The following is a 19,913-nucleotide window of genomic DNA, read 5'->3' on the forward strand; positions in this document are numbered from 1 at the left end:
GAACCGATCGGCGTGACCGCACGTATTCCCCAGCGAACGCAACGCCGGACGCGCGCCGGAAGCGAGGGAGACCGCCATCAGCGACCACGACGCCCAACTGCTGCGCGCGCTGCACGACGAGCACGCGGAGGCGCTGTACGCGCACGCTCTGCGGCTGGTCAACGGCGACCGGCAGCGAGCCGAGGACCTGGTGCAGGAGACGCTGCTGCGGGCCTGGCGACATCCGGAGTCGCTCGACCCGCAACGCGGCTCGGTGCGGTCCTGGCTCTTCACCACCGCCCGGAACCTGGCCATCGACGCCTGGCGGCGGCGTTCCACCCGGGTCGGTGAGGTCTTCACCGACGACCTTCCCGAACCGCCCGAGGTGATCGACGAGGCCGAGCGGGCGGTGGAGGCGTGGACCGTCGCCGAGGCGCTCAACCGGCTCAGCCCGACCCACCGGGAAGTGCTCGTCGAGTGCTTCTACCAGGGACGGTCGGTGGCCGAGGCGGCATCCCGCCTGGGCGTGCCACCGGGGACCGTGAAGTCCCGCACCCACTACGCGCTGCGGTCCCTACGGTTGGTCCTGGCTGAGATGGGAGTGACGGGATGACCCGGTGCGAGTTCGCGCACGACGACGGCGCGTACGTGCTGGGTGCCCTGGCCCCCGCCGAGCGGGCGGCCTACGAGCGGCACCTTGGCGGCTGCGCGTCCTGCCGGGAGGCGGTCGCCGAGATCGCCGTCCTGCCCGGGTTGCTCGGACGGCTCGACCCGGTGGGGTTGGAGCAGATCCTGCCGCCGCCGGCCCCGCCCCGGGTGCCCGCGCTGCTGGAGGAGGCCCGGCGTCGTCGGCGTCGGGAACGCGCCACGGACCGGCGACGGTTCGCGCTGACCACCCTGGCCGCCGCCGGGCTGGCCGTGCTCGTCGGTGTGGGCACTGCCGTGGTGCTGCCCCGGCCCGCCAGCACGCCCGGCCCGCCGGTCGCCCAGGGCAGCACACCGGCACCGCAGGTGTCGATGGTCGCCATGCGTCCGGTGGCCAGCACCGGGCCGGTGCACGCCGACATCGGGCTGATCGGCACCAAGTGGGGCACTCGGGTGACCATGCACTGCGGGTACGACGCGCGGACGAGCTACGGCAAGGCGTACCCGTTCCGGCTGGTGGCGCACGGTCCGAACGGCAGCAGCGAGCAGATCGGCTCCTGGCTCGCGGCCCCCGGCGACGACCTCAGCTTCTCCGGCCTCACCCGCTTCACCGACGCCGAGCTGGTCAGCGTGGAACTCCAACGCTCCGACGGCACGCCCCTGCTGACGTACGCGGTCCCCTGACCTGCTCAGGCCCTGAGGAGTGGGTCAGAGGGCTGGGACGGGTGTTTCGGCCGCGGCACGGGTGCGGTGGGACCGGCGGGAGCTTCGGACGGCGTCGGTGGTGAAGACGATCAGGGCCAGCCACACCAGCGCGAACCCGGCGAGGCGGGCTGGCGGCATCGGCTCATGGAAGATCAGCACGCCGCAGCCGAGCTGAAGGATCGGCGCCAGATACTGGATCATGCCGAGGCCGCTCAGGGGTAGCCGGTTGGTCGCCCCGGCGAACAGGAGCAGCGGGATCGCCGTGGCCGCGCCGGCGAGCACCAGCAGCGCGGTGTGCCCGGCCGAGACGTGGCCGAAGGTGGACTGCCCGCGGGTGGTGAGCCAGGCCAGGTAGCCCAACGCCGGCAGTGCCAGCACCGCCGACTCGACGAAGAGACCCTCCGCCGGCGGCAGTCCGAGCCGCTTCTTGACCAAGCCGTAGCCGGCGAAACTGAACGCCAGCGTCAACGCCAACCAGGGCACCCGGCCGTAGTCCACGGTGAGCACCACGACCGCCGACGCGCCGATTCCCAGCGCCAGCCACTGCGCCGGACGTAGCCGCTCCCGCAGCACGGTCACCCCGAGCAGCACCACGACCAGCGGATTGATGAAGTAGCCGAGCGCCGTCTCGACCACCCGGTTGGAGTTGACCCCGTAGATGTAGGTGCCCCAGTTGACGGCGATCAGCATGGCGGCGACGACGATCCCGGCCATCGCCCAGGGACGTCGTACCAGCGCCCGCAGGAAGCCGATGTTGCGCAGGGCCGCCAGCAGCAGGGCCACGAAGACCACCGACCAGACGATCCGGTGGGCCAGCACCTCCAGCGGCCCGGCCGGCCGCAACAGCCTGAGATACAACGGAAAGAAGCCCCAGAGCAGGTACGCGCCGAAGCCGTAGAGGTATCCCAGGCGGAGTGGCGTCACCCCTCCACCGTAAGGGGCGTACTGTCACTTTGCTCCTTTCTGATGACCGGGGTCACCGGCGTACGCCGGTCGAGCTGCATCCACCGCTCCGGCACGTCCAACGGCGTGAAACCCGCCCGCGCGTACACCTCGTGCGCGTCGTTCGTGATCAGCAGGATCCGGCGTACGCCGAGATCGTCCAGGTGGTCGCGGATCGCGCCGGCCAGCCAGCCGCCCAGCCCGCGGCCGCGGGCGGCGCGGTCGACGTACACGTCGCAGAGCCACGCGAAGGTGGCGCCGTCGGTGACCACCCGGGCCACCGCCACCTGCTGGCCGTCCTCGGGTCGGTAGACGCCGAACGGCAGCGAGCCGGCGAACGCCCGTGCCGTGGTCTCCCGGTCCCGACCGAGCGCCCAGTACGCGTCGGTGGACAACCAGAGATGCACGCGGGCCAGATCGAGTCGGTCGGGGTCGGTGCTGAGCAGGTAACCGTCGGTGCGAGTCAACGAGAACACGCATCGACGCTAGCCGCCCCGATGGGCGGCCAGACCGGCCAATTCCCAGATCCTGGTCATTGGCCGGTCGTGGTCACAGCCTCGGTGGGCCGGATCGACGCCGGCCCGTGGACGGTCAGTCCCGGTCGAGGACGGCGCCGAGGATCCAGGTCACGATGCTCACGAACAGGGCACCGAGCACCGCGGCCGGCCAGAAACCGTCCACCGTGAACGGCAGCCCCGCCTGGTCGGCGATCCAACTGGTGAGCAGGAACAGCAGCCCGTTCACCACAAGCGCGATGAGACCCAGGGTCAACAGGTAGAAGCCACAGCCGACGGTCTTGATGACCGGCTGGAGGACCGCGTTGACCACGCCGAAGATCACCGCTACCAGGAGCAGCGCGGTGACCGTCTCGACGGCGGAGTCCGACTCCAACGAGATGCCCGGAATGAGGAGTGTGGCCAGCCAGAATGCCAGCGCTGTGCTGGCCAGCCGAATCAGCAGACCTTTCAGAAAACCCATGGCGGGGATCGTGCCACGGACCTCGCACCGGCGTAACCCGCCAGTTGACCATGCCGGTGGGTCAGCCGCGGCCCGGCCGACCGATCAGTTGTGCCTCGATCGGCGTGGGGGAGAGCAGCGCCCAGCGCAGCGCCCGCCGGTTGACCACGGCGACCATGTCGTCCCGGATCCGGGTCAGCCACTCGGCCGAGCCGCCCAGCCCCAGGGCGGCGCCGGCCAGCGCGGCCTCGCCGTCGTCAAGCGGTTGCAGCAACGCGAGGTCGGCCCGGCTCAACGCGTCGACGTCGGCGGGGGTCAACTCGTCCCGTACGACAAGCGTGGCCCGCCACGGCGGATCCGGCTCGGCCTCCGCCGGCACCGGCCCGGCGTCGACGACCAGCAGCAACGGACGCAGGGCGGTGCCCACCCCGTCGGCGACCCGTCGACCGGGCGGGAGCAGCGGGATCGTCCCGCCCGGTGCGCCCACCCCCCGGACGAACGGCTCCCAGGTGCGTGGCCGCGCGGTCTGCACCACCACCAGCGCCCCGAGTGCCAGTGCGCGCAGGGCCACCAACTGCGCCGCGCGCACCCCGCCGACCAGCAGCACCCGGGTGCTCTCCGGCCGGAAGAGTCGCACGGTGACGGCCCGGCCATGCCGATTCGTGCCGACCATCATGCCCGCGTCGCCCAGGGTCAGCTCCCAGTCGTCCATCGCGATGCGTGGCCACGCCCCGGGTGTGGTCAGCGCCAGCGGCAGCGTGGCGGCCAACCCGGGCAGGTGTGCACCGTCGAGACGTCGCAGTTCCCCGCCCAGGTCGGTCACCAGCCGTTGCAGCGCGTCGGTGGCGGCGGTCAGCTCGGTCGCCGTCGTGGCGGTCAGCCGTACGGTCAGCTCGGTCGGCGCCGGGCCGGCACCGGTGCTCGGCGACGGGCCCGCGGTGATCGACACGGTCGTCGCGGTCGCCGGCAGCGCGAGCATCCGGGGCACCAGCCGCGGCCCACCCGGAGCGCCCGACTCCGGCCACCGGACCAGCCGGAAGGTGGCCTGCACCAGGGCGCCGGTGCGCAGGGCCGGCCAGGACTCCCGTACCGGATGGCCGTCGTGGTGAGCCAGCTCGGCCAGGACGCGCAGGGCCGCGGGTACGCCGAGTGGCCGCGCGGTCAGCGGTCCGAGCCGGCGGACGACGCGACGTACCGTGCCGGCGAGCACCCGGCGCAGGTCGTCCTCGGACCACCCGTCCACCCGCGGCACCCGGATCGCCACCACCGCCCGCTCCCGCCCGGCGAGCCGCCCGTCGGTGAGCTGCCGGTACGACGTGCCGGCCGTGCCACCCACGGCCGGCACCGGCGCGGGCGACCCGGCGAGCAGCAGTTGGACCCGCAGCGGGGGCACGTCCGGACCGGCCGGGGGCAGCAACGCGGCCGGCGCGGGGATCACCCGGGACACGTCACCGAGCAGGTCACCGGGGTCGCCGAGCTCCAGTAGCGCCACCAGGCCCGCGGTGTCCACCAGGACGGCGGCCGGACCGCCGGTCAGCTCCGTCGAGCGGACGACGGTGCCGGGAGCGACCAGGTCGAGCAGTTCGGCCGCCCCGGTCGGCCCGGCGAGCGCCCGGCGGCGGGTCAGGTGCCCGACCGCGGTGCCCAGCCACTCGAAGAGCCACCGACCCCGGAACCGGACCCCGGCGACCGCCAGCAGCAGCGCGGCCACCAGTGCGGCAGTGACGACGACCGGCGCGGGCCGGCCCACGGCGGTAAGGACGAGCGCTGCCGCAACCTGCCCGGTGACCAGTTGACCGGCCCGTACCCCGGTGCCGGCCCGCCGCTCGGACCAGGCCCAGCGGTCCAGGGGTGACCGGCGGCGGGCGGTGTGCGGACCGGTGGGGTGCAGGCTGACCTCGGTGCCGGCCGACTCACCCGGCCCGATCGCTCGCGGGCTGGCACTCGGCCCGGACCCGACCGGGGTCGCCGGGTGCGGCCCTCCGGTGGTGATCGCCGGCACCGTGCCTCCTCGACCAGTGGGACCGGGGTCCCGGCGACCGGCCCGCCCTCCGACGGCCCGTCACTCGCCGCGACGTGGCTGCGGCACATCGTAAGCGACCGATGGCTCATGTGGTTGTCCACAGGGGAGACGTGAGGGGTAGCAGAACCGCAACGAGGCCGCTACCGTCAGCCACGAAGTCATCGCTGACCCGCGTCTCAGTGCTCGACGACCGGGCCAAGCGAACGACGCGTTCACAGGGCGGGCGCGTCGACGGCCAAGGCGCGATCAGGGAGACGAGGTGACGTCCGGGTGTCCCAGACCCAGGCAGAAGCCGCGGTGATGCAGCAGACCGCCGCGAAGTTCGAGCAGATCGACCAGTCGTTGCAGTCCATGTTGACCGGCCTGCTGGCCGAGCTGCAGGTGTTGCAGCAGGCCTGGCGTGGTGCTGGCGGCCGGTCGTTCGAGCAGGTCAAACAGCAGTGGTCCCAGGACCAGGTGGCGCTGCACCGGGCGCTGCGGGAGACCGCCGGGGCGATCCGCACCGCCGGCCGGCAGTACGACGTCTCCGACGACGAGGTGGCCAGCCGGGTTGCCGGCACCAATCGCGGCGGCATCCAGCTGCCGCTCTGATCCCGCTCGGGAGGGAAATCCGATGGACCATGGTGTGCTGGTCGTCAACTTCGCCGCGCTTCAGCAGGCCGGCGCGGACATTCAAAAGGCGCTGAACACGCTCGACTCGCAGCTCGGTCAACTCGAACGAGACGCCGCCCCGCTGGTGGCGAGTTGGACGGGTGAGGCCCGTCAGGCCTACGAGCAGCGGCAGGCACGGTGGCGGTCCGCCTCGCAGGATCTCCAGGCGATGTTGCGGGACATCAAGGTGGCGGTGCACGACTCGGCCACCGACTACCTGGACACCGAAAAGAAGAACACCGGGCTGTTCCAGTGAACGCGGTGGGTCGGGAGCGCTGACCGTGTCCCGGTCAGCCACCCGCCCGCCGGAGGTCGTCGGTCCGGGCGGTCGGCTGTCGGGGTCAGGCCGGGTCGGCCGGGCGCCAGCGTCGCCGGGCTCCGTGGGGCACCACCAGAGCGAGCAGCGCCACGCTGGCCGCCACCGTGCCGACTACCGCGGCGACCAGCAGGGCGCGCCTCTGCGCGGTCGCCCGGCGGGCCTGGCGGGCCAGCAGTGCCGGGTCGGCCCGGTCGTCGGCGAGCACGGCCACCGGTCGAGGATCGGCCGCGCGGCCACCGCTGGTCTCGGTGACCGCCCGGTACGGGTTCAGCACGCCGGCACCGTACCCGCCGCCGTGGCCCGCGTCGGGAGCCGGATCGGCGGTGGCGACGATCCGTTCCGCGATCTGGGCTGCGGTCAACTCGGGCCGGTACTCGCGCAGCAACGCGGCGGTGGCGGCCACGAACGGCGCGGCGTAGCTGGTGCCCTCGACCTGATGATGGCCCGACCCGGGCGCGGCGGTCAGCACGTCGCTGCCCGGCGCGACCAGGTCGACGTACGAACCGGTCTGCGAAAAGGCCGCCCGTCCACCGTCCGCGCCGATCGCCCCCACGCCGAGCACCCCGTCGTAGCCGGCGGGAAACGGTCGGGGATCCCCGCCGTCGTGCAGGTTGCCGGCGGCGGCCACCAGCACCACGTCCCGGTCGACTGCGTACCGCACGGCCGAACTTACTTCCGGGTCGTCCGCGTACAACACGACCGACAGGTTCACCACGTCGGCGTCGTGGTCGACGGCCCACCGGATGGCCTGGGCGAACTCGTCGGCGCTGACCGTGCGCCCCGACTCGCGCCCCTGCACCACCTGCTGCTCACTCACCCGCACCGGCATGATCCGGGCATCCGGCGCCAGGCCGCGGAAGGCGACTCCGGGCTGGGGCGCGGCCGCGATGATGCTCGCCACACCGGTGCCGTGCCCGGCGCAGTCCCGACTGCCGTCACCGCCGGGGTCGAGCAGATCGGTGCCGGCCAGCACGCGCCCCGCCAGTTGGGGGTGCACCCGGTCCACCCCCGAGTCGACCACCGCGACGGTCACCCCGGCGCCGGTGGCCAGCGGCGCGAGCCGGGTCGGGTCGTACCGCTGCTGTGGCCACGGTGTGGCCGTGACCGGCTGGACGGGGGCGAGTGGGGTCGCGCACGCCGGTGCCGTCCGGAGCCTGGCGGTGGCGGCGACGGTCGGGAGGACCGGTACGGTCAGCACGCTGACGGCCAGACCTGCGAGGACCGGGCGCGTGATCGATCGGGACATCGACAGCCTCCGTATCGTGTCGGCTCCGGAACGGGATGTTATCGGCTCGCCCGTGCCCCGGCGGACCGTCGACGGCCAGCCATTGTGATCTTGGTACCACCTTGTAGGTTGTACGCGATACCTGTGGCCTGTTCTCGGAAGGGGAGGTGGCCGTGACCGCATGGGAGCCGGCCACGGAGGCCGAGGTGGCGATGCGCGACGCGCTGAGCGCCAACGATCAGGAGCTCTACTTCCGACTCCTGTCCCGCACCGACCTGTTGCTGCCGGTCTCCGCGCCGGCGCAGCCCGGCCAGGCACCACCCGGGTGGGGCACCTGGACCACCGGTGGCCGGACGCACGTGCTGGCCTTCACATCCGCCGCCGCGCTGCGGGTCTGCCTCGGTGAGCACCCCGGCACCAACCGACGCGTTCCCTTCGCCGACCTCGCGGTCGGCTGGCCCAACCAGGAGTGGTGGCTCGCGGTCAACCCGGGTCTGCCGGTCGAGGGCTACCTGCCAGCGTGGTTCGTGTCTCAGCTCTCCCGAGGCGACGTGCGCCTACCCGGCCGTGCCATGGGTGCCCGCGCCCGGTTGGAGCGGGCGGAGACCCTGGCCCGTACCCGCACCGGCACGCCCGGTCGGGACGCCGCGCCGGCTGCTGGATCGCCACCCACGACGGGTGCGACACCGTCCGGCCCCACCCCGGTCCCGCCGGCTCCGGTACCGCCTGCCGCGGTTCCGCCGGCTCCGGTGCCGCCTGCTCCGGTTCCCGCTGCTCCGGTGCCACCTGCTCCGGTTCCGCCCCGGAGGGCCGCGTGGGATCCGGCGAGCCGGCCGGCCGGCGCCCCGCCGGCGCCCGGCCCGGCGTCGCGGACGCCCGGCCCCGTCGAGCCGTCGCGCCGACCCTACGAGGAGGACCTACCCGCCGCCGGTCAGCGGCACCGGAGCGCCCCGCCCCAACCCGGAGCGCCGGGCATCGGCGCCCTGCCCCGCAGCGGGCGGCCGTCCCGGTTCACGCCGTTGGCACCCACCGACCGTCCCGGTGCCGGTCCGGCCGAGGCCCCCGGGCCGGGCGTGGGCTGGCCGGCAGCGAATCGGCCCAGCGACGCCGGCGGCCCGGCAGCGGCCAACGGCAACGGCGGCCCCCAGCCCGCTCGGCGCTCCTTCTTCGAACCGACCACCGCCCGGGAGCGGGCGTCCGACCCGCCGCTGGGCGGGGGGCGCCCCGCTGACCGGGCGGCCCCGCCGACCCGCTTCGGGCGCGGCAGCCAACCCTTCCCCCGTCGCCGTCCGGCCGATGCGCCGGCCGAGGAGGCCGCTACCCGGGCCTTCCCGATGACGGACCCGGACGCCACCAGGCCGCTGCGACCGCCGGCCGGCGACCTCGGCGCGTTCCGAGGGGTACGCGCACCCGCGCCCGGCGAGGAGATCACCCAGCCCCTGCCACCGCGCCGACCAGCCCCGATGGCCGAGGAGCCGACCCGCGCCTTCCGGATGACAGGTGAGCAGCCGCTGAGCCGGGTGTCGGAGCGGCCCAGCCCGTCGGCGGACGAGACCCAGGCGATCCCGCACGACCGGCCGAGCCGATTCGGGCCGGTGGAGGAGTTGTCGGCGTCCGTCGCGGAACCGGTCTCCAGCCCGCCCGCGCCGCGCCGCGGCTTCACGCCCATCGTCATCGAGGGCACCATCATCGAGTCCCGCGACCTCACCGAGCCGGTCGAGACCAGCGGCCTGTTCGACGCGGCCCGGCCGTCCCGCCCGGCCCAGGCCGCCCCGCCGCCGTACGTGCCGGCGCCCTCCGGTCCGGACCTGTTCCGGCCGTCGTCCTTCAGCCCCAGCCCGTCCGGTCCCGCGTCGTTCGACCCCGGTCCGAGTCCATCGGCGCCGCCCTCCAGCGGCCCGTCGGACGGGGGCCACACCCCGGACGACCTCGGCGGCGTCGGCAGTGGGCACACCGACGACCGCGGCGGCGTCGCGGTCGGTGGCGATCGCACCGACGTCGACGGCTCGTCGGTCGGCGTGACCGGCGCGGATCGGGTCGGCGGCGAGCACGCGACCGTGGACGCCGCCGGACAGCCGCCGCCCGTCGACGAGCCGGCCCCGGTCGAGTTCGAGCCGGCCAACACCGTCGAGGAGGACCTCCTCGGTGCCGCAGGTGCCGGCAGCACCGACACGTTCCTGTCCACCCTGCTGCTGGCCCGGGTGCTGCTACCGGCCGCCCCGGATTCGCTGCCGGGCAGCCGTCCCGGTGATTCGGGCTTCGTCTGGCGGACGGCGCAGCTCGACGGTGAGACGTACGTGGTGGTCTACACGTCACCGGAACGCCTCGCCGACCACGTCGAGGGCGACGTGGTCACCGTCCGCGTGAAGTTCGCCCAACTGATCCGGCGGTGGCCCGACGAGGACTGGTCGTTCGCGGTGAACCCGGGCACGCCGGTCGGTGCCAAGCTGCCCGGTGAGCAGATCGTCGCGTTGGCCAACTGGGCCGCCGAGGTGGGGCTCGGCGACGACCTGGAGGTGGACCCGGAGGAAGCGCCGGCCGTGGCGGAGCCCACCGCCCGCCCCCGGTACGCCCCCACGGCGGTCGACCCGACCCGACCGACGGTCATGCAGAAGGCGGTCGCGCCCAGCCAACTCGCCTACTATCTGGATCGCGGGTACGACCGGGTCTCCGGCTTCGTGCACCGGGCCGGTGAGCTGGCCCACCTGACCACGCCCGCGCAGGTGCACGACGCGCTCGGCCTCAGCTACCCCGGTTCGCCGTTCGCCCGGGACGCCGAGGAGATCTACGTGCTGCGCTGGCCGGCGCACCGGCCGAGCCTCTACCGGATCCCCTACGGCGGTCAGAACGAGCCGGCGATGCGGGCCATGGAGGGGTGGGTCATCGAGCGTCCCCCCTTCCGGGGCAACGGCTTCGCCCCGGGGGAGAGCAGCGACGTGGTGGCCGAGTTCAAGGTGGACAGCGCGCGCCTTCCGCACGGCGCACAGCTCTGGCGGATCGGCGCGGACAGCACCGAGCGGGTGATCGCCGAACTGGACACCGACACGGTGGTCTGGCGACGGGTCGGTGAGGCGTGATGCGCGACGGTTACGTGGCCCGGTGGCAGGGCCGGGAATACCAGGCCAGCCCCGATGGCGACAGCATCCGCCTCTACCAACGAGAGCCGGGCGAGGGCTTCGAGGAGGTCCGCGCCGGCCGGTACGTCCGGGTGCTGCCGGCAAGCGAGATCGAGGACCTGGCGTACGTCCGGACCACCTGCACCTGGCAGGGGCAGCCATTCATCGTGCTCGGCGAGCACGACGCCTGGTTGCGGGTCGAATACACGGGTGGCCGCTGGCCGGTGGCCGAGGCGATGCGGCTGGAGGTCTTCGACTTCGGCGTCTACCAGGGTTGGGCGCCGGCCTCCGAGGTCACCGACCTCCGGGAGCAGCGGGTCTGAGCGGTCAGCTCTTGGCCCAGCGCAGGATTTCGCCGAGCACCAACTCCGGTGCCTCCAGGTGCGGAAAGTGCCCCACCCCGTCCAGCAGCCGCCACTCGTAGGGGGCGACGACGTAGCGGCCGGAGCCCAGGGCGGTACGCGGCAGGGAGGCGGTGTCCAGTGCGCCGTGCAGTTGCAGGGTCGGGGTGGCCAGCGGCTTCTGCATGAGGCGGACGAACCGGTAGCCGTGCAGCCGCAGCAGCGAGCGGAACGCCCAGCGGTAACCCTCGAGCGCGCAGAACGCGGCCTGCGGGATGCACATCGCCTCCCGGCACCGCTCGGCGTACGCCTCGAAGTCCGACCCGGCGACCCAACGTGGCCCACCCCAGCGACGCAGAATCTCCGCGATGGCCGCCGCGCCGTCCCGGGTCAGTACGTGCTCGTAGCGGGGTAGCTGAAACTTCAGCGCGGGTGTGGAGGCGGCGAACTGCCCGCGCGGGTCGGCGAAGATGCCGGCGCGCAGTCGCAACGGATGTGGTGCCCCCAACACCACGAGGCGGCGGACCAGGGGCGGATGGAAGGAGGCCACCGTCCAGCCCACCATGCCGCCGACGCCGCTGCCGACGATCGTCGCCGACCGTTCACCGAGCGCACGGATCAACCCGGCGATGTCGGCCGCGAGGGTGTAACCGTCGTACCCCCGGGGTGGTTTGTCGCTGGCGCCGTAGCCGCGCAGGTCGACGGCGACCGCCCGGAAGCCGGCGTCGGCGACCGCCGGCAGCATCTGGTGCCACGCCCACCAGTGCTCCGGGAAGCCGTGCAGGAAGAGCACCATCGGCCCGGTGCCGGCCTCGACCACATGGAACCGGGTGCCGTTGGCGCCGACGAAACGGTGCGTCCACGGCCCCTCGGTGAGGACACAGGACTCGTCGACGACTCCGCCGCGCTGGTCGGTCATGGCAGACAGCCTAGGACCCCGTTGTCGCAGGCGGCCCCGGCGGTCGCGTTGAACAGGGAGAAGCCCGGGTTGTCCCCTACCGGGTGGAGGGTTCGCGGTGCCGGCTGGACAAAGGGCGGCGCCCGGGCAGACGAGCTGCCCGGGCGCCGCTGGGTGGTGCGGGATCGTCGGTCAGAAGATCCGGATCTTCATCGAGGTGCCGTTCTGCTCCAGAACCTTGATCTTGACACCGGTCGCGGGGAGCTTGACGCCGTGGTTCGGCAGCTCCTCGTAGAAGTACTTCTTGGTGTCGTCGAACAGGGGCTGCGCAGCCTCACCGCGGATGTACTGCGGCTGGCTGTTGAGGCGCAGGGTGAACGAGTCGGCCTTCTTGAGGCTGAACGGCGCGTCGTAGACCTGGATCCGGGCCCGCCACGGAGCACCGGTCAGGTTGTAGATCGGCTCCGGGTGCGCGTCGATGTACAGGTTGCGACCCTCACCGGGGTGACCACCCGGGTTGGACTGCGACACCGGCGCGGTGTTGTTGTCCGACCAGCGGGTGTTCCAGTACGAGATGAGCAGGCCCTCCTGGTACGCGTAGTGGTCCACCCAGTCCGGGCGGGTGTTCGCGTAGCCGAAGAAGTACGGGCCGGTCTTCAGGTACTTGTCGTACGAGACGTACGACCGGTTGCCGGCGATGTAGTAGTTGTCGAACAGCCGGGTGTAGGTCGCGCCGACCACCTGGAAGTCCTCGAGCGTCCAGCCGGCGTCGGTCTCGGCGCCGTCACTGAACACGGTCTGACCGTCGGCGGTCACGGTGATCGCGTCACCGAAGAAACCACCCTCGGAGACACCGCCGTCGGTGACGTAGTGCAGGCGAACCTGCGCCGCCTTGCCGGCGACCGCCGTCAGCGGGATGTTGATGTCGACCCAGGTGCCGTTGCTGCTGCCGGAGAGGGCCGGGCGGCCGACGCCGTCGACGCCGATCGGCTGGCCGTTGGCCGTGCCGTTCAGGTCGATCCAGTTCTGGCCACCATCGGTCGACGCCTCGAAGTAGAGGTAGTCGTAGTTGGCTTCGATGCTGTACTTGCCCTTGAGCGACAGCGCCGCGGAGGACTTCCCGGTGAGGTCGAACGTCCTCGTCATGCTGCTGTCGAGGTCGTCCTCGTTACCGGAGAAGTACTGCTTGGAGCCCTCGACAGGTGCGCCGTAGTTGAAGGTGTACTCCCGCTTGGGCAGTACCACCACGGCGGCCTGTGCCTTCTCCGAGTTGTACTCCTGTGGACCGAGGTCCAGCTTCTTGTCCTGGCCGGCCACGAACACCTTGTAGTCGAGCCAGCCGAGCTGGAGCTTGTTCCACGCGCCGAGGTCGCCGCCCCGGTCGCCGATGCCGGCGTCGTTCTTGGCGCCGAGCCGGCTCTGGGCCATCAGGGTCCAGTGCTCGTTGTTGTTGTCCGCCGGTCCGTAGTCGTCCGGCAGGCCCAGGTCGTGGGCGTACTCGTGGTAGAAGACGCTGCGGCCGCCGTTTTCCGGCTGGATCGTGTAGTCGCGGATCCAGATGCCGGTGTTGCCGATCTGGGTGCCACCAGCCCGGTTGTTCGCCGGGCCGACGTTCGAGCTGTTGAAAGCCGACCAGCGGTGGCTCCAGATCGCGTCCTCACCCTGCTGCGGGTCACCGTCGGCCTGGTCGCCGCCGGAGTGGACGATCTGGAAGTGGTCGATGTAGCCGTCCGACTCGTTGAAGTTGCCGTCGTGGTCGAAGTCGAACCGGTCCCACTGGTCGAAGGACTTCATGTCCGCGGTGATCTGCGCGTCCGTCCGGCCCTTGGCCTTCTGGTCGACGACCCACTGGTTGGCGGCGTCGGCGATCAGGTTCCAGGTGTTCGAGCAGACGTTGTCGGCGCAGACGGCCCGGTCGTCCCGCGGGTCGATCGGCTGGCCGACCACCGGGTCCGGGATCGGGTCGTCGGAGCGCCCGTAGCGGGCCTCGTTGTACCGGACCTTGACCCAGTCGGTCACCTCACCCTCGACGGTGTAGCGACCCGAGGACTGTGCCTCGTAGTACTGCTTGAGCGACTCGTCGCCCGGGTTGGTGCCGAAGTAGATCTGGCGGAAGTGCTCCGGGCTGAAGTCCGGCTGCCAGATGGTGGAGTTGTCCACGGCCCGGTTGGGCTCGGGGATCTTGTTGTGCAGCGGACCCTCGAACGTCGCCGGACCGGCGATGTCCGGGTTCATGTCCTTGTCCGGGTAGGACGGGTGCCGCTCGTCACCGAACTCGGCAAGGATCACGAAGATCTTGTCGGTCTTCTCACGCTCAAGCTCGACGTACTGATCCTGGGTGTCCTGAGCGCCAGCGGCGGAGCGGGCGTTGGTGCTGGCCGCAGCCTTGCCGACCTCGCCAACCTTGACGACAGTGCTGCCGTTGCGCTCGATCGGCTTGCTACGACCGCTCAGCACGTCGCTGAGACCCTGCTCGCGCAGGGCGCGGCGCTTGTCCTCGAGCGTGTCGGGGAGCTCATCCTTCAGTGCCTGCGGTTCGGCAGCGGCAGGTGCTGCTACCGGCAGTTTGGGCTGAGGCGCCGCCGAGGCGGACGGGCCGAAAGCCAGGCCTGTCGCCGTCAGTGAGAGCCCGAGCAGACCCACTGCGACTTTGCGCACGTGGTACCTCCGGTGTGAGGGAACCGGCCCCACGGGGGTACGGGCCGGTGGGAGATCGATCCCACGAGTGGGACCAAGGGTGAACATAGTTACTGCTGGGACACCTGGGAAGATGAACGCGTCGATTTGTTGCAAGATTTTGTTGGGAATGCGTTCCGCCGTCACACCCCCAACGCTTTACCAGCCACATTGACCTGCGGCGGGCCGATCGTTCCGGCGCGCAACGACATATCTCGATCAATCTGATCGATGTACGACAGTGGGGCCGGAGGCGTCTTCGCCACCGGCCCCACCACACCGCTGTTATCGGTTACCGCTCAGCAGATCGTCACTTCTTCGCCGGGGTGACGAAGATCGTCGCGGACGAGTTGTCCTTCGCGGCCTTCTTGATGGTGAGCGACACGCCGTAGTTCACGCCCGCGTCACCGGGGTTGCCGGTGCCCAGCACGATCGCGCCGCCGCCCAGGGTGACGCCGTAGAACTCCGGCGCCGGGCTACCGTCCGGGTGGGTGACCCGGGTGGTGTACGGCGCGTTGTTCCGCGACGGAACGACAACCGACGCGTCGTTGTCCCGGGCGTACGCGGCCCCGTCGCGCATCTCGATGCCCGGGTACCAGGTCTTGGCATCGGTGAAGGACTTCACCGGCGCCTGCGCCTTGAACTTGGTGCAGTACTCGCTGTACGGCTCGTCCGCCGCCTCCAGGCACTCCGTGAAGGGGTACGTCTTCTGGAGCGTGAAGGCCGCGTTGGCCGACTGCGGGCGGCTGGGCAGGTTGTCCGTCACCGACGGGTCCTTCTCGGCCGCCACGCCGGTACGGCGGTACGGGTCGAAGTGCGAGTCGACGATGAGCAACCCGCCCTTCGCGCCGTAGCTGGGCAGCGCGGTCATCTGCCCGGTGACGTGGTTGACGTCGCCGAGCGCGCTGTCCCGGTACCACACGAGCATGCCCGGCGCGTTGTACGAGATCCGGTCGACCTTCCACGCCTCGTGCGAGTAGATCGTGTCGTACGCGTACTTCAGGCCCTTGTCGAAGCCGTCGAAGTTGCGCCACTCGGCGAGGTAGAACTGCGCGTGGACCTCGGTGCCGCTGGAGACCTTCCAGCCCCCGCCGGTGGTGTCGACGAAGGTGCCGACGGTGGCCGTCCAGCCGTTGGCGCCGCCCTCGACGTCGTCACTCCAGGTGGTGGCGCCGCCGCCGGTGACCGAGAAGTCGTCGACGAACCAGTTGCGCTCCTGGAACGCCTCGTCGGTGGCCTGACGCAGTCGCAGCTGCACGGTCGTCCCGGCGTACGCCGACAGGTCGACGTAGTCGTGCCGCCAGCCGTCGGTGCTGCCGGTCAGGCCGTACTTCTTGCCGCCGAAGTCGGTCATCCGGCCGTTCGGGTCGGCGTAGCCGTCCGGCGTGGTGACCGCCGTGCCGGCCTCGTCGTACACCTTCTGCTCGGTCCAGGTCGTACCGCCGTCGGTGGAGAGCTCGACGAAGCCGTAGTCCCAGTCCTCCTCGATGATGTAGTTGTTCCACATCCAGAACTTCGAGTCGGCTGCCGCCGGCACGTCGACCGAGCGGCTCAGCTTGACGTCGGCCCACTCCTGGTCGTTGTTGCTGTGCCACATCTTGGTGCCGCTGTGCGGGGTGGCCAGCGTCGTCACCTTGTCCGGCAGGTCGACCTTGATGCCGTCCTCGGAGTCGATCGGCGTACGCGAGGTCTGGCCGAGCTTCACCTCACGCGGGTTCGACCCGGGGCGGATGGTCAGCGGGTCGGCCCAGCCGAGCACCCACTTGTCCCAGATGCCCATGTGCGTGGGCAGCGCCTGGAAGATCTCACCCGAGTGCGAGCCCGAGGCCATCAGGTCCCAGAAGTCCACGTCGGAGTCGGCGTTGCCGGACGTGTCGTAGAGGTCCGGCAGGCCCAGGTCGTGGCCGAACTCGTGGGCGAAGACGCCGACGCCGGCGTCCTCCGGCTGCACGATGTAGTTCGACGCCTTCAGGTTGGTGCCCGGGATGGTGTAACCACCGGCGACCGTGGAGGAGTGCGCCCACACGGCGTACACGCCCTGGTCGCCGCCACCGCGGGACTTGCCCTGCCCGGCGTGCACCAGCACGAGGTGGTCGATCACGCCGTCCGGCTCGTAGACGTTGCCGTCACCGTCGCGGTCGGCCTGGTCCTCGATGTCGTAGTCGGCCCACGGGAAGGTCGGGTCCTTCGCGACGAGCGCGTCGATCGCGTCGGTCGCCAGGCGGCCCGCGCCGGCCGGGTTGTCCGGGTGGCCGTTCATCGACTGCTCACGGCCGGGAACCCACGCGCCGGTCTCGTCCTGGAAGCAGCGGTTGGCCGCGTACCAGCCCTCCGAGTGCGGCACGGTGATCCACGGGCTGGACTGCCCGTCCACCGTGTACGCGTTCTTGGACATCTCCAGGTACATGTTGTGCATGGTGCGGCCGGACAGGTCGATGCCCTTCTTGCCGTCCGGGCCCCGCAGGTCCGTGCGGACCCGCTCGGTGATGCCCTTCTTGCTGTAGAGCATCTTGTTGTAGTGCGACGGCGAGAAGTCCGGCACCCACATCGAGTTGTTGTCCTCGTGCGGCAGCCGCGACGGGTCCGGGATCTTGTTGTGCTTCGGGCCGTTCTGCACGGTGCCGGGCACGCAGGTGCGGTCCTCGAACACCGTCTTCGGCACCATCACGTCGGTGAAGTCGTCGTTGGCCTTGTCGTTGAACTCGACAAGCAGCGTCAACAGCTTCGCCGTCTGCGTGGTCGGCGCCTTCTTGAACTTGCGGGGGTTCTGGCCGGTCTTCAGCGACTTGGCCTCGTCCTTGGCCAGCTGCCGCGCGGTCACCGGGTTGCCCCGAGCGTGCTTCTGGTCGAACTCGCGCGCGGACTGCATGGCAGGGGTGTAGACGCCACCCTTGCCCTTCACCTCGCGGCCGGTGGTGTCCGGCTGCACCTCGGGCTCGGCGTAGTTGATGTAGTGCTCATCCGCGCCGATCACCGCCCGGGGCGTCGGGGACGCCGACTGGGCTGCCGCGCTGCCGGTCACGGTCAGTGACGTGGCCGCGAGGGCGATGGCGGGCAGTGCGACGAGTAGTCGTCGCCGCGACCCGGACTGGGTTTTGTGGTTCATGCCGCTCCGTTTCTCGGGCATGGGGAGGAGGACGTGGGGTTGCTCGACCGTCGATGTGACGAGTGTCGAACTCTGCCAACCTGCGTGAACCTAAGTCACAACTGGCCGAAAGGACAGAGGTGGCCCACCGTCTGTGGCCGTTTAGCCGCTATCGGGTCAGCCGACCGACCGATGTGACAGTCGCGCGCCGGTGTGAGTCGTACCCGTAAGAAACGACGGAGGGTGGCGGTCCGCACGGACCGCCACCCTCCGGTGTGTACGCCTGTCGTCAGTCCTCGTCGGACTTGGCCCCGCTCATCCCCGAGGAGATCAACTCCATGACCGAGGAGTCCTGCAACGTGGTCACGTCACCGAGCGACCGGTTCTCCGCGACGTCGCGCAGCAACCGCCGCATGATCTTGCCGGAGCGGGTCTTCGGCAGCTCCGCCACCAGCATGATCTGCCGCGGCTTGGCGATCGGCCCGAGCGTCTTCGACACGTGGTTGCGCAGCTCGGCGATGAGCTGCTCACCGGCGTCGCCGGCGATGTCGGTGCTGCCGCGCGGAATGGCGAACGCGACGATGGCCTGCCCGGTGGTCGGGTCGGTCGCGCCCACCACCGCCGCCTCGGCCACCGACGGGTGCGACACCAGTGCCGACTCCACCTCGGTGGTCGAGATGTTGTGCCCGGACACCAGCATCACGTCGTCGACCCGGCCGAGCAGCCAGATGTGCCCGTCGTCATCCTTCTTGGCACCGTCACCGGCGAAGTACATGCCCTCGAACCGGCTCCAGTAGGTCTCGATGAACCGGTTGTCGTCACCCCAGATGGTGCGCAGCATCGACGGCCACGGCTCGCGCAGCACCAGGTAACCGCCGCCACCGTTCGGCACCGACTGGCCCTGGTCGTCGACCACGTCGGCCACGATGCCCGGCAGCGGGGCCATCGCCGATCCCGGCTTGGTCGCGGTCACCCCCGGCAACGGGGAGATCATGATGGCGCCCGTCTCGGTCTGCCACCAGGTGTCGACGATGGGCAGCGCTCCGCCGCCGATGAACTCCCTGTACCACATCCAGGCCTCAGGGTTGATCGGCTCGCCGACGCTGCCGAGCAGCCGCAGCGACGACAGGTCGTGCCCGGCCGGGATGTCCTCGCCCCACTTCATCATCGTGCGGATCAGCGTCGGAGCGGTGTAGAGGATGCTGACCTTGTACTTCTCCACGATGTCCCAGAACCGGCCCTTGTGCGGGGTGTCCGGGGTGCCCTCGTACATCACCTGCGTGGCGCCGTTCGAGAGCGGGCCGTACACGATGTATGAGTGGCCGGTGACCCAACCGATGTCGGCGGTGCACCAGTAGACGTCCGACTCCGGCTTGAGGTCGAAGACGGCGTGCGTCGTGTACGACGCCTGGGTCAGGTAGCCGCCGGTGGTGTGCAGGATGCCCTTCGGGCGGGCCGTGGTGCCGCTGGTGTAGAGGATGAACAGCGGGTGCTCGGCGTCGAACGGCTGCGCGGTGTGCTCGGCCGACGCGGTCTCCACCGTCTCGTGCCACCAGTGGTCCCGCTCCGACCAGGCCACGTCCTCGCCGGTACGGCGGACCACCAGCACGTGCTCCACCGACGGGCAGCTCGCCACCGCCTCGTCCACGGTCGGCTTCAGCGCCGACGGCTTCCCCCGCCGGTAGCCGCCGTCAGCGGTGATCACCACCTTGGCGCTGGCGTCCTGGATCCGGTTGCTCAGCGAGTCGGCGGAGAAGCCGCCGAAGACCACACTGTGTGCCGCGCCGATCCGGGCGCAGGCCAGCATCGCGACCGCCGCCTCCGGGATCATCGGCAGGTAGATCGCCACCCGGTCGCCGGCCGTCACACCCAGCTCGGTGAGCGTGTTCGCCGCCCGGCAGGTCAGCTCGTGCAGGTCGGCGTACGTGAGGGTCCGGGTGTCGCCCGGCTCGCCCTCCCAGTGGATGGCGACCTTGTCGCCCCGACCCGCCTCGACGTGCCGGTCCAGGCAGTTGTACGCCACGTTGAGCTGCCCACCGACGAACCACTTCGCGAACGGCGGGTTCGACCAGTCGAGCACCTCGTCCCACTTCTTCGACCAGGCCAGTCGGTCGGCCTGCTTCGCCCAGAAGGCGAGGCGGTCGGTGTCGGCCTCCGCGTACGCGTCGATGGTGACGTTGGCGTGCGCGGCGAGTTCGGCCGGCGGGGGGAACTGGCGCGTCTCGTTCAGCAGATTTGCCAATGCCTCGCTCATGCCGTGACTCCTTCGTCCTCGGGTGACCTGCGTCTCGCTGGGCACGAGGGTAGTCCCGGGTCCTCCGGCCGGCGACCGCTGCCCGCCCCGGTCGCGC

The 19,913-nt window shown here is 71.1% G+C and carries 15 protein-coding genes; 6 read left to right on the plus strand and 9 right to left on the minus strand.

Annotated features, from left to right (window positions below; translation table 11 throughout):
• The first annotated feature begins 97 nt into the window (after positions 1–97).
• Both AB0A90_RS23340 and AB0A90_RS23345 read left to right on the plus strand, forming a co-directional pair.
• Positions 98–592, plus strand: a complete 495-nt coding sequence (locus AB0A90_RS23340; protein ID WP_357252026.1) for a sigma-70 family RNA polymerase sigma factor — start codon at positions 98–100, stop codon at positions 590–592.
• Positions 589–1,308 (plus strand): zf-HC2 domain-containing protein, encoded by a 720-nt coding sequence (locus AB0A90_RS23345; protein WP_357251541.1) that lies wholly within the window; start codon positions 589–591, stop codon positions 1,306–1,308. The genes AB0A90_RS23340 and AB0A90_RS23345 overlap by 4 nt, the downstream gene beginning before the upstream one ends.
• A gap of 24 nt (positions 1,309–1,332) precedes the next feature.
• Here AB0A90_RS23345 and rarD read toward each other — a convergent pair whose 3' ends face one another.
• The 4 genes from rarD to eccE form a co-directional block, all read right to left on the minus strand.
• Entirely contained in the window at positions 1,333–2,253 is a 921-nt protein-coding gene (gene rarD, locus AB0A90_RS23350) for an EamA family transporter RarD (protein ID WP_357251544.1), read from the minus strand.
• A complete protein-coding gene (locus tag AB0A90_RS23355; protein WP_357251546.1) occupies positions 2,250–2,747 on the minus strand; it encodes a GNAT family N-acetyltransferase in 498 nt (165 codons plus the stop codon). Before AB0A90_RS23355 ends, rarD begins: the two co-directional genes overlap by 4 nt.
• 115 nt (positions 2,748–2,862) lie before the next feature.
• The gene (locus AB0A90_RS23360; protein ID WP_357251549.1) at positions 2,863–3,249 is read right to left on the minus strand and encodes a phage holin family protein; all 387 of its coding nucleotides are present in this window, start codon (positions 3,247–3,249) and stop codon (positions 2,863–2,865) included.
• Positions 3,250–3,310: 61 nt separating this feature from the next.
• The gene (gene eccE / locus AB0A90_RS23365; RefSeq protein ID WP_357251552.1) at positions 3,311–5,230 is read right to left on the minus strand and encodes a type VII secretion protein EccE; all 1,920 of its coding nucleotides are present in this window, start codon (positions 5,228–5,230) and stop codon (positions 3,311–3,313) included.
• A 291-nt stretch (positions 5,231–5,521) separates the two neighbouring features.
• Between eccE and AB0A90_RS23370 the strand changes: the two genes are divergently transcribed.
• Together AB0A90_RS23370 and AB0A90_RS23375 are read left to right on the plus strand one after the other, a co-directional pair.
• A complete protein-coding gene (locus tag AB0A90_RS23370) occupies positions 5,522–5,842 on the plus strand; it encodes a WXG100 family type VII secretion target (RefSeq protein ID WP_357251555.1) in 321 nt (106 codons plus the stop codon).
• Between the two features lie 22 nt (positions 5,843–5,864).
• Positions 5,865–6,158 (plus strand): WXG100 family type VII secretion target, encoded by a 294-nt coding sequence (locus AB0A90_RS23375; protein ID WP_357251558.1) that lies wholly within the window; start codon positions 5,865–5,867, stop codon positions 6,156–6,158.
• Positions 6,159–6,243: 85 nt separating this feature from the next.
• On the opposite strand, the gene mycP is transcribed toward AB0A90_RS23375, so the two are convergent.
• On the minus strand, positions 6,244–7,467 hold the full coding sequence (gene mycP, locus AB0A90_RS23380; RefSeq protein ID WP_357251562.1) for a type VII secretion-associated serine protease mycosin: 1,224 nt from the start codon (positions 7,465–7,467) through the stop codon (positions 6,244–6,246).
• Between the two features lie 152 nt (positions 7,468–7,619).
• Between mycP and AB0A90_RS23385 the strand changes: the two genes are divergently transcribed.
• Positions 7,620–10,523 carry an SseB family protein gene (locus AB0A90_RS23385; RefSeq protein ID WP_357251565.1) on the plus strand — a complete coding sequence of 968 codons (2,904 nt, stop codon included), beginning with the start codon at positions 7,620–7,622 and terminating at the stop codon, positions 10,521–10,523.
• Entirely contained in the window at positions 10,520–10,885 is a 366-nt protein-coding gene (locus AB0A90_RS23390; RefSeq protein ID WP_357251568.1) for a hypothetical protein, read from the plus strand. The genes AB0A90_RS23385 and AB0A90_RS23390 overlap by 4 nt, the downstream gene beginning before the upstream one ends.
• Positions 10,886–10,889: 4 nt before the next feature.
• Here AB0A90_RS23390 and AB0A90_RS23395 read toward each other — a convergent pair whose 3' ends face one another.
• From AB0A90_RS23395 to acs, 4 genes are all read right to left on the minus strand, one after another.
• Entirely contained in the window at positions 10,890–11,822 is a 933-nt protein-coding gene (locus tag AB0A90_RS23395) for an alpha/beta hydrolase (protein ID WP_357251571.1), read from the minus strand.
• A 171-nt stretch (positions 11,823–11,993) separates the two neighbouring features.
• Entirely contained in the window at positions 11,994–14,444 is a 2,451-nt protein-coding gene (locus AB0A90_RS23400) for an immune inhibitor A domain-containing protein (protein ID WP_357252029.1), read from the minus strand.
• A 343-nt stretch (positions 14,445–14,787) separates the two neighbouring features.
• The gene (locus AB0A90_RS23405) at positions 14,788–17,583 is read right to left on the minus strand and encodes an immune inhibitor A domain-containing protein (RefSeq protein WP_357251574.1); all 2,796 of its coding nucleotides are present in this window, start codon (positions 17,581–17,583) and stop codon (positions 14,788–14,790) included.
• Positions 17,584–17,851: 268 nt separating this feature from the next.
• The gene (acs, locus tag AB0A90_RS23410) at positions 17,852–19,816 is read right to left on the minus strand and encodes an acetate--CoA ligase (RefSeq protein WP_357251576.1); all 1,965 of its coding nucleotides are present in this window, start codon (positions 19,814–19,816) and stop codon (positions 17,852–17,854) included.
• Positions 19,817–19,913: the final 97 nt, after the last annotated feature.

Source organism: Micromonospora sp. NPDC049204, from assembly GCF_040647935.1.
Taxonomy (GTDB): domain Bacteria; phylum Actinomycetota; class Actinomycetes; order Mycobacteriales; family Micromonosporaceae; genus Micromonospora.

Coding starts and splice junctions, on each gene's coding strand:
- AB0A90_RS23345 (WP_357251541.1), top strand. CDS start 589: ATGACCCGGTGCGAGTTCGCGCACGACGACGGCGCGTACGTGCTGGGT.
- AB0A90_RS23360 (WP_357251549.1), bottom strand. CDS start 3,249: ATGGGTTTTCTGAAAGGTCTGCTGATTCGGCTGGCCAGCACAGCGCTG.
- AB0A90_RS23375 (WP_357251558.1), top strand. CDS start 5,865: ATGGACCATGGTGTGCTGGTCGTCAACTTCGCCGCGCTTCAGCAGGCC.
- mycP (WP_357251562.1), bottom strand. CDS start 7,467: ATGTCCCGATCGATCACGCGCCCGGTCCTCGCAGGTCTGGCCGTCAGC.
- AB0A90_RS23395 (WP_357251571.1), bottom strand. CDS start 11,822: ATGACCGACCAGCGCGGCGGAGTCGTCGACGAGTCCTGTGTCCTCACC.
- AB0A90_RS23405 (WP_357251574.1), bottom strand. CDS start 17,583: ATGAACCACAAAACCCAGTCCGGGTCGCGGCGACGACTACTCGTCGCA.
- acs (WP_357251576.1), bottom strand. CDS start 19,816: ATGAGCGAGGCATTGGCAAATCTGCTGAACGAGACGCGCCAGTTCCCC.